Origin of the sequence: Raoultella sp. T31 (assembly GCF_002806725.1) — a bacterium.
In the GTDB taxonomy this organism is placed as follows: Bacteria; Pseudomonadota; Gammaproteobacteria; order Enterobacterales; family Enterobacteriaceae; genus Klebsiella; species Klebsiella electrica.
Map to the genome: position 1 here is coordinate 113,176 of NZ_PIBO01000007.1, position 15,721 is coordinate 128,896.

Annotated in this window: 12 protein-coding genes and 1 pseudogene; 5 read left to right on the plus strand and 8 right to left on the minus strand. The window is 56.4% G+C overall.

Annotated features, from left to right (window positions below):
• The first annotated feature begins 91 nt into the window (after positions 1-91).
• On the plus strand, positions 92-1,132 hold the full coding sequence (gene mgrA, locus CWM52_RS07280) for an L-glyceraldehyde 3-phosphate reductase (protein ID WP_100683490.1): 1,041 nt from the start codon (positions 92-94) through the stop codon (positions 1,130-1,132).
• A 39-nt stretch (positions 1,133-1,171) separates the two neighbouring features.
• Here the strand turns inward: mgrA and CWM52_RS07285 are convergent, their stop codons facing one another.
• From CWM52_RS07285 to exbB, 3 genes are all read right to left on the minus strand, one after another.
• Positions 1,172-1,666 carry a TIGR00645 family protein gene (locus CWM52_RS07285; protein WP_100683491.1) on the minus strand — a complete coding sequence of 165 codons (495 nt, stop codon included), beginning with the start codon at positions 1,664-1,666 and terminating at the stop codon, positions 1,172-1,174.
• A 139-nt stretch (positions 1,667-1,805) separates the two neighbouring features.
• Entirely contained in the window at positions 1,806-2,231 is a 426-nt protein-coding gene (exbD, locus tag CWM52_RS07290) for a TonB system transport protein ExbD (RefSeq protein WP_100683492.1), read from the minus strand.
• 6 nt (positions 2,232-2,237) lie between these two features.
• Positions 2,238-2,969, minus strand: a complete 732-nt coding sequence (exbB, locus tag CWM52_RS07295) for a tol-pal system-associated acyl-CoA thioesterase (protein ID WP_100683493.1) — start codon at positions 2,967-2,969, stop codon at positions 2,238-2,240.
• Positions 2,970-3,218: 249 nt separating this feature from the next.
• On the opposite strand from exbB, the gene metC reads away from it, so the two are divergent.
• Both metC and yghB read left to right on the plus strand, forming a co-directional pair.
• Entirely contained in the window at positions 3,219-4,406 is a 1,188-nt protein-coding gene (metC, locus tag CWM52_RS07300) for a cystathionine beta-lyase (protein WP_100683494.1), read from the plus strand.
• Positions 4,407-4,536: 130 nt separating this feature from the next.
• Positions 4,537-5,196: a DedA family general envelope maintenance protein YghB gene (gene yghB / locus CWM52_RS07305; RefSeq protein WP_100683495.1), complete on the plus strand. Its 660-nt coding sequence runs from the start codon at positions 4,537-4,539 to the stop codon at positions 5,194-5,196.
• 51 nt (positions 5,197-5,247) lie between these two features.
• Here the strand turns inward: yghB and CWM52_RS07310 are convergent, their stop codons facing one another.
• Positions 5,248-6,147, minus strand: coding sequence for an AraC family transcriptional regulator (locus CWM52_RS07310; RefSeq protein ID WP_100683496.1), 900 nt, complete (start codon positions 6,145-6,147; stop codon positions 5,248-5,250).
• A 196-nt stretch (positions 6,148-6,343) separates the two neighbouring features.
• Here CWM52_RS07310 and yqhD point away from each other — a divergent pair, with 196 nt between their 5' ends.
• Positions 6,344-7,507, plus strand: a complete 1,164-nt coding sequence (gene yqhD / locus CWM52_RS07315; protein ID WP_100683497.1) for an alcohol dehydrogenase — start codon at positions 6,344-6,346, stop codon at positions 7,505-7,507.
• 144 nt (positions 7,508-7,651) lie between these two features.
• A complete protein-coding gene (dkgA, locus tag CWM52_RS07320) occupies positions 7,652-8,479 on the plus strand; it encodes a 2,5-didehydrogluconate reductase DkgA (protein ID WP_100683498.1) in 828 nt (275 codons plus the stop codon).
• 97 nt (positions 8,480-8,576) lie between these two features.
• Here dkgA and CWM52_RS07325 read toward each other — a convergent pair.
• The 4 genes and pseudogenes from CWM52_RS07325 to parC all read right to left on the minus strand — a co-directional run bounded on the left by CWM52_RS07325 (position 8,577) and on the right by parC (position 15,694).
• Positions 8,577-10,849 (minus strand): annotated as a pseudogene (locus tag CWM52_RS07325) (YgiQ family radical SAM protein).
• Positions 10,850-10,882: 33 nt separating this feature from the next.
• The gene (gene ftsP / locus CWM52_RS07330; RefSeq protein WP_100683500.1) at positions 10,883-12,295 is read right to left on the minus strand and encodes a cell division protein FtsP; all 1,413 of its coding nucleotides are present in this window, start codon (positions 12,293-12,295) and stop codon (positions 10,883-10,885) included.
• Positions 12,296-12,379: 84 nt separating this feature from the next.
• Positions 12,380-13,117, minus strand: coding sequence for a 1-acylglycerol-3-phosphate O-acyltransferase (plsC, locus tag CWM52_RS07335; RefSeq protein ID WP_100683501.1), 738 nt, complete (start codon positions 13,115-13,117; stop codon positions 12,380-12,382).
• A 315-nt stretch (positions 13,118-13,432) separates the two neighbouring features.
• A complete protein-coding gene (gene parC / locus CWM52_RS07340; RefSeq protein ID WP_100683502.1) occupies positions 13,433-15,694 on the minus strand; it encodes a DNA topoisomerase IV subunit A in 2,262 nt (753 codons plus the stop codon).
• Positions 15,695-15,721 lie beyond the last annotated feature (27 nt).

Genomic DNA, 15,721 nt, shown 5'->3' on the forward strand with positions numbered 1-15,721 from the left:
CAGCAATCTTACACATTGTGATCCAGCGAACGCTGCTGGCGTACCATACCAGTTAAAATGGGAACGACGTTTTAATTTATAAGGAGAGAGCATGTCCTGGTTAGCTGATCCCACCCGCTACGATCGCATGCAGTACCGCTACTGCGGTAAAAGCGGCCTGCAATTGCCCCTTTTGTCGCTGGGACTGTGGCACAACTTTAGTCACGGTCGCGCGCTGGATGACCAACGCGCCCTGTTACGCAAAGCCTTTGATCTGGGCATTACCCATTTCGATCTGGCGAATAACTACGGGCCGCCGCCCGGCAGCGCGGAGGAGAATTTTGGCCGCCTGCTGCGCGAGGATTTCGCCGCCTACCGCGACGAGCTGATTGTGGCGACGAAAGCGGGCTATTCCATGTGGCCAGGCCCCTATGGCAACGGTAGTTCACGAAAATATCTGCTCGCCAGCCTCGATCAGAGCCTGCAGCGGATGGGACTGGATTACGTCGATATTTTCTATTCGCATCGCGTCGATGAAAATACGCCGATGGAAGAGACCGCTGCGGCGCTGGCACAGGCGGTGCAGAGCGGTAAAGCCTTGTATGTCGGCATCTCCTCCTATTCGCCGGAACGTACGCGGCAAATGGCCGCGCTTTTGCGCGACTGGAAGATCCCGCTACTGATTCACCAGCCGTCTTATAACCTGCTCAACCGCTGGGTCGACACCAGCGGACTGCTGGATACGCTGGAGGAGAACGGCGTCGGCTGTATCGCCTTTACGCCGCTGGCACAGGGCCTGCTGACCGGCAAATATCTACAGCAGATCCCCGAAGGTTCGCGGATGTTCTACGAAGGGAAAAGAGCGCGCGGCCTGACGGAGAATATGCTCAGTGAGTCAAATCTGCACAGCCTGCGCTTACTGCAGGAGATGGCCCACAGCCGCGGACAGAGTATGGCGCAAATGGCGCTGAGCTGGCTGCTGAAGGATAGTCGGGTCACATCGGTGCTGATTGGCGCCAGCCGCCCACAGCAGCTGGAGGAGAACGTACAGGCACTGAATAATCTGACGTTTAGCGCAGAAGAGCTGGCGCAGATTGACCAGCACGTCGCGGATGGCCAGCTCAATCTATGGCAAACCTCGTCGGATCAATAAGTCACTCACCCGGCGGCGCTGCGCCGCCGGGCAGGTGTCTCAGTGCTTAACCTTGGTCAGACGATCGAGATAACCCATCACAAACGCCGACAGCACAAAGGTCAGATGGATAATGACGTACCACATCAGCTTGTTGTCCGGTACGTTTTGCGCGTCCATAAACACCCGCAGCAGATGGATAGAGGAGATGGCGACAATGGACGCCGCCACTTTATTTTTCAGCGAAGTGGCATCCATTTTGCCCAGCCAGCTGAGCTTTTCTTTACCTTCATTGATATCCAGCTGGGAGACAAAATTTTCGTAGCCGGAGAACATCACCATCACCAGCAGGCCGCCCACCAGCGTCATATCAACCAGCGACAGCAGCGTCAGAACCAGATCCGACTCGCTCACGCTGAAGATGTGCGGCAGGATGTGGAAAATCTCCTGAAAAAATTTGATCGACAGCGCAATCAGCCCGAGCGATAGACCAAAATAAACCGGCGCCAATAACCAGCGGGAGGTATACATAGCATTTTCCAGAAAGCGTTCCATAAGATCCTGTGAGTTAAGCAAAAGTCCGTCATTATATCGCAACCCGCCGCAGCGATTGCAACCTCCCGCCATATCGCCGCTGAATATCGGGCATAAAAAAGGCTGGCACATGGCCAGCCTGAGAACGTCGTCGGGAGGGTTATTTCGCTTTTACGCTTTCTTCGCCCACCAGACCAATTTTCAGATAACCCGCCTGGTGCAGAGTATCCATGACCTTCATCATGGTCTCATAGTCCACGGTTTTATCCGCACGGAAGAAGACGGTGGTGTCTTTCTTCCCTTCCGTCAGCGTATTCAGCGCGCCGATCATGCTCTCTTCGGTGATCGGATCGTTGCCGAGGAACATGCTGTTATCCGCTTTCACCGACAGATAAATCGGCTTTTCCGGACGCGGCTGTGGCTGACTTGAGGAGGCCGGAAGGTTGACCTTCACATCCACGGTCGCCAGCGGCGCCGCCACCATAAAGATGATCAACAGCACCAGCATGACGTCGATAAACGGCGTGACGTTGATGTCATGCATTTCGCCGTTATCATCGGGGTTTTCGTTAAAATGCATTGCCATAAAGCATTAACCTACTCGTAATTTTTGCGCGGTACGAACCGGTTTTACGCCGCTGGCGCTCAGATCCAGATCACGGCTTTGCAGCAGCAGCACCTGCGCGGCGACATCGCCGAGCGACGCTTTGTAGCTGCCGATCATGCGGGCAAAAATATTATAGATAACCACGGCTGGAATCGCCGCAAACAGGCCGATGGCCGTTGCCAGCAGCGCTTCCGCGATGCCCGGCGCCACCACCGCAAGGTTAGTGGTCTGCGTCTGCGCAATGCCGATAAAGCTGTTCATGATACCCCAGACGGTACCAAACAGGCCGACGAACGGGGAAATCGCCCCGATGGTCGCCAGATAACCGTTGCCGCGCCCCATGTAGCGACCCACGAACGCTACGCGACGCTCAAGGCGGAAACCGGTACGTTCTTTAATCCCTTCGTTATCTTCAACGCCTTCAGAGAGCGCCAGTTCGTTCTGCGCTTCATTGATAAGCTGGGTGCTTAAGCTTTTCGGGTGGAAACTGTTTGCGATATCGCTGGCCTGATCGAGGGAACGCGCATCGCCGAGCAGCTGCTGTTCACGCTTGAGGCGGCGCTTACTGGAGAGGATTTCAGCACCTTTGCCGAAAAAGATAGCCCAAGTGACTACCGACGCCAAAATCAGGCCAATCATCACGACCTTAACGACAATATCGGCATGATGATACATACCCCAAACGGACAGGTCCGCCTGCATCAAATTATTACCCACGCTGAATCTCCAGGACGTCAATCACAAAATCTGAGCACAATCATATCAAAAAAGCCCCGAATTGATAGTGGTTCTCATTAGTATTTACACTGTGCAGCAAATCACGTTTAGATTCCTTGCGCTTACGCAGTAAAAAAGTGGCCGACCGCGGATTTCGCAAAATTTTTGCCCGTATCGGCCATTCCCCGGTACAGGGTGAGCCATTCGTGCTAGTTTAGACGTCCAGACGTATAAAACCAGGTAAAAAACATGGCTGATAAACATCTTGATACCGCGCTGGTCAATGCCGGGCGCAGCAAAAAATATACTCAGGGCTCGGTCAACAGCGTGATTCAGCGGGCTTCATCGCTGGTGTTCGAGAGTGTCGAAGCTAAAAAGCACGCCACCCGCAACCGGGCAAAAGGCGAACTGTTTTACGGTCGTCGCGGGACATTGACCCACTTTTCGTTACAGGAAGCGATGTGCGAACTGGAAGGCGGCGCGGGATGCGCGCTGTTTCCCTGCGGCGCCGCAGCCGTTGCCAATACCATTCTGGCCTTCGTCGAACAAGGCGACCATGTCCTGATGACCAACACCGCGTATGAGCCCAGCCAGGACTTTTGCACTAAAATCCTCGCGAAGCTCGGCGTCACCACCAGTTGGTTCGATCCGCTAGCTGGCGCCGATATTGCCCGCCAGATTCAACCGAACACCCGGGTGGTGTTCCTGGAATCACCCGGCTCTATCACCATGGAAGTTCACGACGTTCCGGCAATTGTTGCCGCCGTCCGCCGCGTTGCTCCGCAAGCGATTATCATGATCGACAACACCTGGGCTGCCGGCGTGCTGTTTAAAGCGCTGGATTTCGGCGTCGATATTTCCATTCAGGCCGGGACGAAATACCTGATTGGCCACTCTGATGCAATGGTCGGCACCGCGGTGTCCAACGCGCGCTGCTGGGATCAGCTGCGGGAAAATGCCTACCTGATGGGGCAAATGGTCGATGCGGATACCGCCTATATGACCAGCCGCGGCCTGCGCACCCTTGGCGTCCGCCTGCGTCAGCATCATGAAAGCAGCCTGCGTATCGCCGAATGGCTGGCGCAACATCCGCAGGTCGCGCGCGTCAACCACCCGGCGCTACCGGGCAGCAAGGGTCATGAGTTCTGGAAGCGCGATTTTACCGGCAGCAGCGGTCTGTTCTCATTTGTCCTCAATAAACGCCTGACCGACGCCGAGCTTGCTGCGTATCTCGACAACTTCAGCTTGTTCAGCATGGCCTACTCCTGGGGCGGTTTTGAATCGCTGATTCTGGCTAACCAGCCGGAACAAATCGCCGCCATCCGTCCGGAAGCTGAAGTCGATTTCAGCGGTACGCTGATTCGCGTCCATATCGGTTTAGAAAATGTTGACGATCTGTTGACGGATTTAGCGGCAGGCTTCTCGCGTATCGTGTAAAGTGACAGCGAGTGGCAACAATAGCGGACGTTTTACGTAAGGCGGCCGCTGTTGTTGCGCCCGAGATCAAGGTGCTCGGGGCTCTTCAGGAGTACACTAGTCAAAAATACGGTACCACTTAGGAAAGTCCATGGTTGTCATTCAAGAGATTGTCGCCGCCCTGTGGCAACATGATTTTGCCGCGTTGGCAAACCCCCAGGTCGTGGGCGTTGTATATCTGGTCATGTTCATGACATTGTTTCTGGAAAACGGTCTGCTGCCCGCTTCATTTTTACCCGGGGACAGCCTGCTGCTGCTCGCCGGAGCGCTCATAGCCAAAGGCGTCATGGATTTTGTGCCGACTCTTGCCATCCTTACCGCCGCTGCCAGCCTCGGCTGCTGGTTGAGCTATCTGCAAGGGCGCTGGCTCGGCAATACCGAAACCGTCAAAGGCTGGCTCGCCCATCTGCCGCAGAAGTACCATCAGCGCGCGACCTGTATGTTTGATAAACATGGTCTTCTGGCGCTGCTGGCCGGTCGTTTCCTCGCCTTCGTGCGCACCCTGCTGCCAACGATGGCCGGCATTTCCGGACTCTCCAACCGTCGCTTTCAGTTCTTCAACTGGCTCAGCGCGCTGCTGTGGGTGGGCGTGGTCACCGGTCTGGGCTATGCGCTCAGCATGATCCCGTTCGTGAAACGACATGAAGACCAGGTCATGACCTGCCTGATGATTCTGCCGATCGCGCTGCTGGTGGCCGGGCTGGTGGGCACCCTGGTGGTGGTTATCAAGAAAAAATTCTGTAACGCCTGACAGAGCCTTCCCGGGAGTGGCGCAGCAGCCCTTCCCGGGACTGATTTCCCGTCACATGCCCTGAATCGTTCTGATCCGCGCCGCATCTTCTCCCGGCGTCATACCAAAATAGCGTTTAAATTCACGGCTAAACTGCGACGCGCTCTCGTAGCCGACGCGCATCGCCGCGGCGCTGGCTTTCATCCCGTCATGAATCATCAGCATCCGCGCCTTATGTAAGCGATAGCTTTTGAGGTACTGCAGCGGTGAGGTGCTGGTCACCGATTTGAAATTATGATGAAACGCCGAGACGCTCATGTTGGCCTCCGCCGCCAGCTGATCGACACTGAGGTTTTCGGTGTACTGGCTTTCAATGCGCTTCAGGACGCGGCTAATCAGGCTGAAGTGGGTTTGTCGGCTGACCAGCGCCAGCAGCGCCCCACCGCATGGCCCGGTGAGCACGTAATAGAGGATCTCGCGGATGATCTGTTTGCCGAGAATACGCGCATCCAGCGGCCGCTCCATCACATCCAGCAGCCTTTCCGCCGCGCACAGGATCTCCTCCGATAGCGCCGCCGAGTTGATGCCGCTGGAGGCCATCGAGGGCTGAAACAGTGCGTCCTCGCCAATGTCCATCAACAGCTCCTGTAGCTGAAGAATATCCACGTTCAGGCGCAATCCCGCAAGCGGCACCTCTGGCGTCGCGAAGGTCTCGCACTCAAACGGCAGCGGCACCGTCAACAGCAGGTATTCATTGGTGTCATAGCGGAAAGTCCGCTCATTGATGTAGCCAATTTTATGACCTGAAAAGAGAAAAACAATGCCTGGCTGGTACATTACCGGCGTGCGGGTACCCGGCTGCGTGCCGTACAACAGGCGAATATCGGGCAGCAGCACGCTGAGATTTTCTTCTTTATCTTTCAGTGCATTAACCTTTTTCGTCAGCAGCTGGCATATCTCGGCGCGGTTCATTTTCGGTAATTCTCCAGACGTTTTCTCACCTCTGCATTGTGCGCATCTTTCTGCCTTTTCTCCAGCCCGATGGAGAAATGGGCAAGACAACGGCAGGAATGTGCATTGAGGGGAACCGGCGACGGGACCACAATGATCGTCATCTGGCCGAGGCCTCCTCTCAGCCGGCAGTTTTCTTTTTTTGAGGGCACGAATAATGAATAATTTCGATCTACATACCCCAACCCGCATCCTGTTTGGTAAAGGTGCCATCGACAACCTGCGCGCTCAAATCCCGGCGGATGCCCGGATTCTGGTGACCTACGGCGGCGGCAGCGTGAAGAAAACCGGCGTGCTCGATCAGGTCCTCAACGCCCTGAACGGCTTCGACGTTCTGGAGTTTGGCGGGATTGAACCAAACCCCTCTTACGAAACGCTGATGAAGGCGGTGAAAATCGCCCGTGAACAAAACGTCACCTTCCTGCTCGCCGTCGGCGGCGGTTCGGTACTGGATGGCACCAAATTCATCGCCGCGGCGGCGCACTATGATGAAAACGTCGATCCGTGGGAAATTCTCGAAACCTACGGCAGCCATGTGACAAGCGCGATCCCGATGGGCTCCGTGCTGACGCTGCCGGCAACCGGCTCCGAATCCAATAAAGGCGCCGTGGTTTCGCGTAAAACCACCGGCGACAAACGCGCCTTCATGTCTTCTCATGTGCAACCGGTGTTTGCGATCCTCGATCCGGTTTACACCTATACCCTGCCGCCGCGTCAGGTGGCCAATGGCGTTGTTGACGCATTTGTCCATACCGTTGAACAGTACGTCACCTATCCGGTCGATGGCAAAATTCAGGATCGCTTTGCCGAAGGCATCCTGCTGACCCTGATTGAAGAGGGCCCGAAAGCGCTGAAAGACCCAGAAAATTACGACGTTCGCGCCAATATCATGTGGGCCGCGACCCAGGCGTTAAACGGCCTGATCGGCGCCGGTGTTCCCCAGGACTGGGCAACGCATATGCTGGGTCATGAACTGACCGCGATGCATGGCCTCGACCATGCCCAGACGCTGGCTATCGTGCTGCCAGTGTTGTGGAATGAGAAACGCGAGACTAAACGCGCGAAGCTACTGCAGTATGCCACCCGCGTCTGGAATATTACCGAGGGTTCTGAAGACGAACGTATCGATGCCGCGATCGCCGCGACGCGTCACTTCTTCGAACAGCTCGGCGTACCGACCCGTCTTTCCGACTACGGTCTGGACGGTAGCTCCATTCCGGCGTTACTGGCTAAACTGGAAGAGCACGGCATGACGGCGCTGGGTGAAAATAAGGATATCACCCTTGAGGTCAGCCGCCGGATTTACGAGGCGGCACGCTAAGTTTCCCTTTCCCTCTCTATTCTCCTTGCCGTGAACTTGCGGGAAGGAGAACAGTTTTACTACCGTTTTTAGCTATTTCGTCCAGACTTAATGCTACCCCTTAGCGGAATGTACACCGCTGAGTTTCATTAACAGGAGGAAGGCATGACACATCCAACCGTTATAAAACTGCACGACGGCAACCTGATGCCACAACTGGGTCTCGGCGTGTGGAAAGCAGGCAACGAGGAAGTCGTCTCCGCCATTCATAAGGCGCTGGAAGTCGGTTATCGCTCTTTTGACACCGCCGCCGCCTACCAAAATGAGACCGGTGTCGGCAATGCGTTACGCAGCGCAGACATCCCCCGCGATCAGCTGTTTATTACCACGAAACTGTGGAACGACGACCAAAAACGTCCTCGTGAGGCGCTACAAGAGAGCCTGCGTAAACTGCAGCTCGATTACGTCGATCTCTATCTTATGCACTGGCCGGTTCCGGCGATTGATCACTATGTTGACGCCTGGAAAGGCATGGTTGAGCTGCAAAAAGAGGGGCTGGTCAAAAGCATCGGCGTCTGTAACTTCCAGGTGCATCATCTCCAGCGACTGCTGGATGAAACCGGCATCGTGCCGGTGATAAACCAGGTAGAGCTTCATCCTTTACTCCAGCAACGTCAGCTTCATGCCTGGAACGCTACGCATAAAATTCAGACGGAATCCTGGAGCCCGCTGGCGCAGGGAGGAGAAGGCGTTTTCGACCGGAAAATTATTCATCATCTGGCGGATAAATACGCTAAAACGCCCGCGCAGATTGTTATCCGCTGGCACCTGGACAACGGACTGGTGGTGATTCCGAAATCCGTGACGCCGGCCCGTATTGCGGAGAACTTCAACGTCTGGGATTTCCGTCTCGATAAAGACGAACTGGGTGAGATGGCGAAACTGGATCAGAACAAACGTCTGGGACCGGATCCGGATCAGTTCGGCGGATAGCATATAAAAAGGCCGGATGGCGCGGATGCCGATCCGGCCGGTGGTTCACCGTTTTACTGGCCCGGTCAGCGCTGCGCCGCCGGGCCATCCGACAAACTTAACGGCTGGCGACCTTACCGCGTTTTATCGGCTTCCTCGCCGTCTCCCCACCGTTCGAACGCTGATGCGTAATCGGCGTATGCTTGGTCAACGCCGGGCGAGTATTGCGGTTCTGACGACGCGCTTCGCGCATCTCATCCAGCGTCGGAGCAGGCACCAGACAGTCGCGGCGCGATCCAATCAAATGCTTCTTACCCATGCTCTCCAGCGCCTGACGAATCAGCGGCCAGTTCGCCGGATCGTGGTAACGCAGCAGCGCTTTATGCAGACGGCGCTGTTTGTCGCCTTTCGGCACCACAACGTCTTCACTCTTATAGCCAATCTTAGCCAGCGGGTTCTTGCCGGTGTAATACATGGTGGTCGAGTTGGCCAGCGGCGACGGATAGAAGTTCTGCACCTGGTCGAGACGGAAACGGTGTTTTTTCAGCCACAGGGCCAGGTTCACCATATCTTCGTCGCGCGTACCCGGGTGCGCGGAGATAAAGTACGGAATCAGGTACTGCTCTTTGCCCGCCTGCTTCGAATAGGTATCGAACAGCTCTTTAAAACGGTCATAGCTTCCCATACCCGGCTTCATCATTTTTGACAGCGGGCCTTCTTCCGTATGTTCCGGAGCAATTTTCAGATAGCCGCCGACATGGTGAGTCGCCAGCTCTTTGATATAGCGCGGATCCTCGACGGCGATGTCATAACGCACGCCTGAGGCGATAAGGATTTTTTTAATCCCTTTCAGATCGCGGGCGCGACGATAGAGATTGATCGTCGGCTCATGGTTGGTATCCATGTGCGGGCAGATATCCGGATAGACGCAGGATAAACGGCGACAGGTTTGTTCCGCGCGCGGCGACTTGCAGCGCAGCATATACATGTTGGCCGTCGGGCCGCCAAGATCGGAGATAACACCGGTAAAGCCGGGAACCGTGTCGCGAATCGCTTCGATTTCGTTGATGATCGAATCTTCGGAACGGCTCTGAATGATGCGGCCTTCATGCTCGGTGATAGAGCAGAAAGAACAGCCGCCGAAACAGCCGCGCATAATGTTTATCGAGAAACGAATCATCTCGTAAGCCGGAATACGGCTGTCGCCATATGCCGGGTGCGGGACGCGCTTATACGGCAGCGCAAACACGCTGTCCATCTCTTCCGTCGACAGCGGGATAGCCGGCGGGTTAACCCAGATATAACGCTCGCCGTGCTTTTGCATCAACGCGCGCGCGCAGCCCGGGTTGGTCTCATGATGCAGAATACGCGACGCATGCGCGTACAGCACCTTGTCCCCTTTGACCTTCTCAAAGGAAGGCAGCAGGACGTAGGTTTTTTCCCACGGCTTCGGACGCGGCGGTTGCACGGTGACGCGTTTGGCTTCTTGTTTTGGCGGTGCGACGGTGTTGTTATCCGCACACGGCAGGTCTTCGCCATACGGGTGCGGGATGGGGTCAATTTTACCCGGCGTATCCAGACGGGTAGAGTCCACGCCGCTCCAGCCCGGCAGCGCTTCTTTGACCATAATGGCGGTATTACGCACGTCGCGAATGTGGCTAATCGGCTCACCGGCGGCCAGACGATGCGCCACTTCCACCAGCGGACGTTCGCCATTGCCGAACATCAGCATATCGGCCTTCGAATCCACCAGCACCGAACGGCGCACGGTATCAGACCAGTAATCATAATGCGCGGTACGGCGCAGGCTGGCCTCGATCCCCCCGAGGATCACCGGGACATCCTTCCACGCTTCTTTACAGCGCTGGGTATAAACCAGCGTGGCGCGGTCAGGACGTTTACCGGCGACATTGCCCGCGGTATACGCATCATCGTGGCGCAGTTTACGATCGGCGGTGTAGCGGTTGATCATCGAGTCCATATTGCCGGCGGTGACCCCGAAGAACAGATTCGGTTTGCCGAGGCGCATAAAGTCATTTTTATTGTTCCAGTCAGGCTGAGAAATAATCCCGACGCGGAATCCCTGCGCTTCCAGCATGCGTCCGCAAATCGCCATCCCAAAGCTCGGATGGTCGACATACGCATCGCCGGTAACCAGGATAATGTCGCAGCTATCCCAGCCAAGTTGATCCATCTCTTCGCGTGACATTGGTAAAAATGGCGCCGGGCCAAAGCAGGCGGCCCAGTACTGCGGCCAGGAAAAAAGGTCACGATCCGGTTGGATCAGGGATATCGCGCTCATATTGCTTCCGGGAAAAGTGATAAAAAAATAATCAAAGGGCGGCGATTATAAGCCGGATCGACGAAAGAAATGAAGGGAGATTTTCGGATACCCTGACCGCGATTCGGCCAGGGTATCCGCCATTACGGTGCCGGGTTAACCAGCATCTGGCCAATTGAGCCACGGTCGGCCAGCTCCAGCGTCTGGCTCAGGAACTGGAACGGGAAGTGCGGCCAGGAAGGCTGCGCGTAGTACACCAGCAGCTCCACCTGTCCGTCGACCCAGACGGTATCTTTCCAGCCGCGGTCCTCCGGGAACGGTGCGGACCCGTTCACGTTACGTACCTGGAACATCACGCCTTCTATATGGAACGACTGCGGCCGATCGGCGCGCACCGTCCAGCGCTCCCAGGTGCCCTGCTGGGCAGTGATATCAATGCGCTGCGGATCCCACAGATTGCCGTTAATCCCCGGATCGTCGCCGAGGGAGATATCCCGCGAGCGAACCGGCGTGCCGGACAGGAACTCCGTCGGCAGCAGACGTACCGGCAGACTATCGGTGACCAGCGGCAGCAGGCCCGTCGGACGCAACGTTAATAACAGAGTAGAAATCAGAATGCTCGACGGTTCGAAGAAGCCACGGATACGGTCAACGATGCTTGCCGCTTCGCCGCAGGTAATCGACACCTCATCGCCGTTGGTCATATTCACCAGAATTTCTCGCCGCTCGCCGGGAGCCAGCGACAGCTGTTTCAGCGAAACCGGGGCGGATAAAAAACCCTGGTCGCCGGAGATAACGTGTATCAGCCGGCCATCGCTCATCTGCAGCTGATAGCGACGGGAGTTAGAGGCGTTCAGCAGGCGCAGGCGCACCCAGCCGCGCGACACTTCGACATACGGGCTCTGCACGCCGTTCACCAACAGCGTATCGCCGACAAAACCGCCGCTGCCGGGTTCGCTGTATTCCGGGGTACCGAAATTATCCAGTCGCTTGTCCTGAATAATCACCGGGAAGTCATCCACACCGTAGTGATTAGGGATTGGCAGGTTCTTACTGACCTCATCCTCCACCAGCCACATGCCGGCGAGGCCGTTATAGACCTGTTTCGCCATATGGTTTGGCGTGTTGGCCTGATACCACAGCGTGGCGGCACTCTGGCGAATCGGCAGCACCGGCGCCCAGTCGGCGTTCGGCGACATCATTCGCGCCGCGCCGCCAATCAGCGGACCGGGAACCTGCAGGCCCCGGATGGTCATGGCGACGTTTTCCGTCAGTCGGTTGCTGTAAATGAGCTTAACATCATCGCCATTCCACACGCGGATCGTCGGCCCGAGGTAGCGGCCGTTCACGCCCCATACCGAGGCGCGCGTTCCCGGGGTAAATGACCAGTGCGCCCGCTGCAGAGTTAAAAACAGCGGCTGACCGCGGCGGGATTCCAGCAACGGCGGAACCGGCAAGGCTGGCTGCTGGCCGGCGGCATGTGCGTTCAGCGGCACGGCTCCCGCGCACAGCGCTACGCCTGAAGCCTGGATAAACTGACGCCGACTGAGTGACATATTAACTCCATGGAATACTAACTCATCAAAAAGGGAATTCGTTTCCCGCTAGCCCTGCGCTCGCGTTATCGCAGCAGTTCCTGTTTATTTCTTTGCCGCCGCTTCGCGCTCAGCAACTTCGCGATCCAGCTCTTCAATCTTCGCCGCCATCAGTTCGCGGCAGTGCGTTGCCAGCGCACGTACGCCCTCTTTACCAAACTGGCTGGTATCGACCGGCGGCAGCATTTCGACAATCACCAGACCATTGTTCAGGCGATTGAGGTTAATTTTATTCGATGTATTGGAAACGCATACCGGAATAATCGGCACGCCTGCGGCAATAGCCGCGTGGAAAGCGCCGGTTTTAAAGGGCAGCAAACCGCGACCGCGGCTACGCGTACCTTCCGGGAACATCCAGAAAGAGATTTTGCGTTTTTTAAACGTATCAACCACCTGCGAGATAGTGCCATGCGCTTTCGCCCGGTTATTACGGTCAATCAGCAGGTTCCCCGTCAACCAGTAGAGCAGGCCAAAGAACGGGATCCACACCAGACTCTTTTTACCCACGGTCACGGTCGGCGGCTGTACGATGTTTGACGCCGTCACCATATCATAGTTGTTCTGATGGTTAGCGATGTAGATAGCATTACCATAGCTCTGTGCATCAGCGGGCTTACGCGTTTCTACCTTCAGGCCGAACAGCGGAGAGAGTCGGCCAAACAGATGCCCGAAGGTGGCAACGTGTTTAGGATTACGCGGGCTGAACAAGCAGTAAATACAGCCAAATATGCACACGAAGATACAGTAAATAACAACAACAATTAGTCGAAAAATAAATAGCATAGCTACCTCTAAAACCCAAACCGCTTAGAATAATACCCGTTAAACTTCAGCTCGTATGCGCGCGAACGGCGATATCGCCCGGTACATCGTCAGCGCACGACGCGCCTGTCACGTTCGTCATCGCGTTTAAGCGTCACTCACGTCTATAGGGTACTGACTCGCTGTTTAGCAGATTGCAGGCGTCGGGTGTCATTTGCTGACCGCCCGACGTATTTTGAATGATTTTGCGCCTATTGTTAATCGCAACACCTGAATAAACAACGATTTTGCGGCAAATTTTAGCATCCCCTGCCTGCCAGCAGGGGGATGCCCGTCTTACTCTTCGCTATCGTCCGCCGACGAGGCCCGACGCGGCGAATCGATTTCCACACGATCGATTTTCTGCAGTCCGCGCATCAGCGAGCCGCGACGACCGCGTTCACCGGTGACTTTTTGCAGCTCTTCCGGACGCAGTTTAATCTTGCGCTTCCCGACGTGGATAGTCAGCGTGCTCTGCGGCGGCAGCACGAACAAGTGCGCCAGGCCATCCTGACCGGAAGCCGCTTCCGCCGACGGAATATTGATAATCTTATTCCCCTTACCTTTTGACAGCTGCGGTAAGTCGCTGACCGGGAACATCAGCATGCGCCCGGCAGAGGTGATCGCCAGCAGCATGTCAGCATCATCTTCGATCACCAGCGGCGTCATGACGCGCGCGTTATCCGGCAACGTAATCAGCGTTTTGCCCGCGCGGTTGCGCGCCACCAGATCGTTAAAGGTACAGACGAAACCGTAGCCAGCGTCGGAGGCCATCAGCAGCTTGCGATCGTCGCTTTCCATCAGCATATGTTCAACGCTGGCGCCCGGCGGTAGCGTCAGTTTGCTGGTAATCGGCTCGCCCTGACCGCGCGCCGACGGCAGCGTGATCGGATCGATGGCGTAGCTACGCCCGGTGGTATCAATAAACACCACCGGCTGGTTGCTCTTGCCTTTCGACGACGCTTTCCAGCTATCGCCCGCTTTATAGCTCAGACCCTGCGCGTCAATATCGTGGCCTTTGGCGCTCCGCACCCAGCCCATTTGCGACAGCACGATGGTCACCGGCTCAGACGGCAGCATGTCGTGCTCGCTCATCGCTTTTGCTTCTTCGCGCTCGCGCAGCGGTGAACGACGATCGTCGCCAAAGGTCTCGGCGTCGGCCTGCAGCTCTTTCTTCAGCAGGTTGTTCATCTTCCGTTCAGAGGCCAGAATCGCCTGCAGCTGATCGCGCTCTTTTTCCAGATCGCTCTGCTCGCCGCGGATCTTCATCTCTTCCAGTCGGGCGAGGTGGCGCAGTTTCAGCTCGAGGATCGCTTCCGCCTGGGTTTCGCTGATGCCAAAACGCGACATCAGGGCCGGCTTCGGCTCATCCTCGTGGCGGATAATTTCAATCACTTCATCGATATTAAGGAACGCGACCAGCAAGCCTTCGAGAATGTGCAGGCGCTTGAGCACTTTCTCCAGGCGGTAGTTCAGACGGCGACGCACGGTATCGCGGCGGAAGGTCAGCCACTCCGCGAGGATCTCCAGCAGGTTTTTCACCGCCGGACGGTTGTCGAGGCCGATCATGTTCAGGTTGATGCGATAGCTTTTTTCAAGATCGGTGGTCGCGAACAGATGATTCATCACCTGTTCCATATCCACGCGATTCGAACGCGGGACGATCACCAGGCGCGTCGGGTTTTCGTGGTCCGACTCATCGCGCAGATCGTCAACCATCGGCAGCTTTTTGTTGCGCATCTGAGCGGCGATTTGCTCCAGCACGCGGGCGCCGGAAACCTGATGCGGCAACGCCGTAATCACTACCGCACCGTCCTCTTTCTTCCATACCGCGCGCATCCGCACCGAACCGCGACCGTTCTGGTAGATTTTGCGGATCTCCGCGCGCGGAGTAATGATTTCGGCTTCGGTCGGGTAGTCTGGCCCGTGAACGATATCCAGCAGCTCGTCGAGCGAGGTCTGCGGTTTTTCGATCAGGGTAATCGCCGCCTGCGCCACTTCACGCAGGTTGTGCGGAGGAATATCGGTTGCCATACCGACGGCGATGCCGGTAGTGCCGTTCAGCAGGATGTTCGGCAGACGCGCAGGCAGCATTTTCGGCTCCTGCATCGTCCCGTCGAAGTTCGGCACCCAGTCGACGGTTCCCTGTCCCAGTTCACCCAGCAGCAGTTCCGCATACTTTGACAAACGGGATTCGGTATAACGCATCGCGGCGAAGGATTTAGGATCGTCCGGCGCCCCCCAGTTCCCCTGCCCGTCCACCAGCGGGTAGCGGTAGGAGAAGGGCTGCGCCATCAGCACCATCGCTTCATAGCAGGCGCTATCGCCGTGCGGGTGGTATTTACCCAGCACATCACCCACGGTGCGGGCGGACTTTTTGAACTTCGCGCTGGCGTTCAGCCCCAGCTCAGACATCGCGTAAACGATGCGACGCTGGACCGGCTTCAGACCATCGCCAATAAACGGCAACGCCCTGTCCATGATGACGTACATGGAATAGTTCAGGTAAGCATTTTCCGTAAATTCATGCAGCGCAAGGCGCTCTGCCATATCGCTCATTAATCGTGAATCCTCAATCTGCGTACC

Coding starts and splice junctions, on each gene's coding strand:
- mgrA (WP_100683490.1), top strand. CDS start 92: ATGTCCTGGTTAGCTGATCCCACCCGCTACGATCGCATGCAGTACCGC.
- CWM52_RS07285 (WP_100683491.1), bottom strand. CDS start 1,666: ATGGAACGCTTTCTGGAAAATGCTATGTATACCTCCCGCTGGTTATTG.
- exbD (WP_100683492.1), bottom strand. CDS start 2,231: ATGGCAATGCATTTTAACGAAAACCCCGATGATAACGGCGAAATGCAT.
- metC (WP_100683494.1), top strand. CDS start 3,219: ATGGCTGATAAACATCTTGATACCGCGCTGGTCAATGCCGGGCGCAGC.
- yghB (WP_100683495.1), top strand. CDS start 4,537: ATGGTTGTCATTCAAGAGATTGTCGCCGCCCTGTGGCAACATGATTTT.
- CWM52_RS07310 (WP_100683496.1), bottom strand. CDS start 6,147: ATGAACCGCGCCGAGATATGCCAGCTGCTGACGAAAAAGGTTAATGCA.
- yqhD (WP_100683497.1), top strand. CDS start 6,344: ATGAATAATTTCGATCTACATACCCCAACCCGCATCCTGTTTGGTAAA.
- dkgA (WP_100683498.1), top strand. CDS start 7,652: ATGACACATCCAACCGTTATAAAACTGCACGACGGCAACCTGATGCCA.
- ftsP (WP_100683500.1), bottom strand. CDS start 12,295: ATGTCACTCAGTCGGCGTCAGTTTATCCAGGCTTCAGGCGTAGCGCTG.
- plsC (WP_100683501.1), bottom strand. CDS start 13,117: ATGCTATTTATTTTTCGACTAATTGTTGTTGTTATTTACTGTATCTTC.
- parC (WP_100683502.1), bottom strand. CDS start 15,694: ATGAGCGATATGGCAGAGCGCCTTGCGCTGCATGAATTTACGGAAAAT.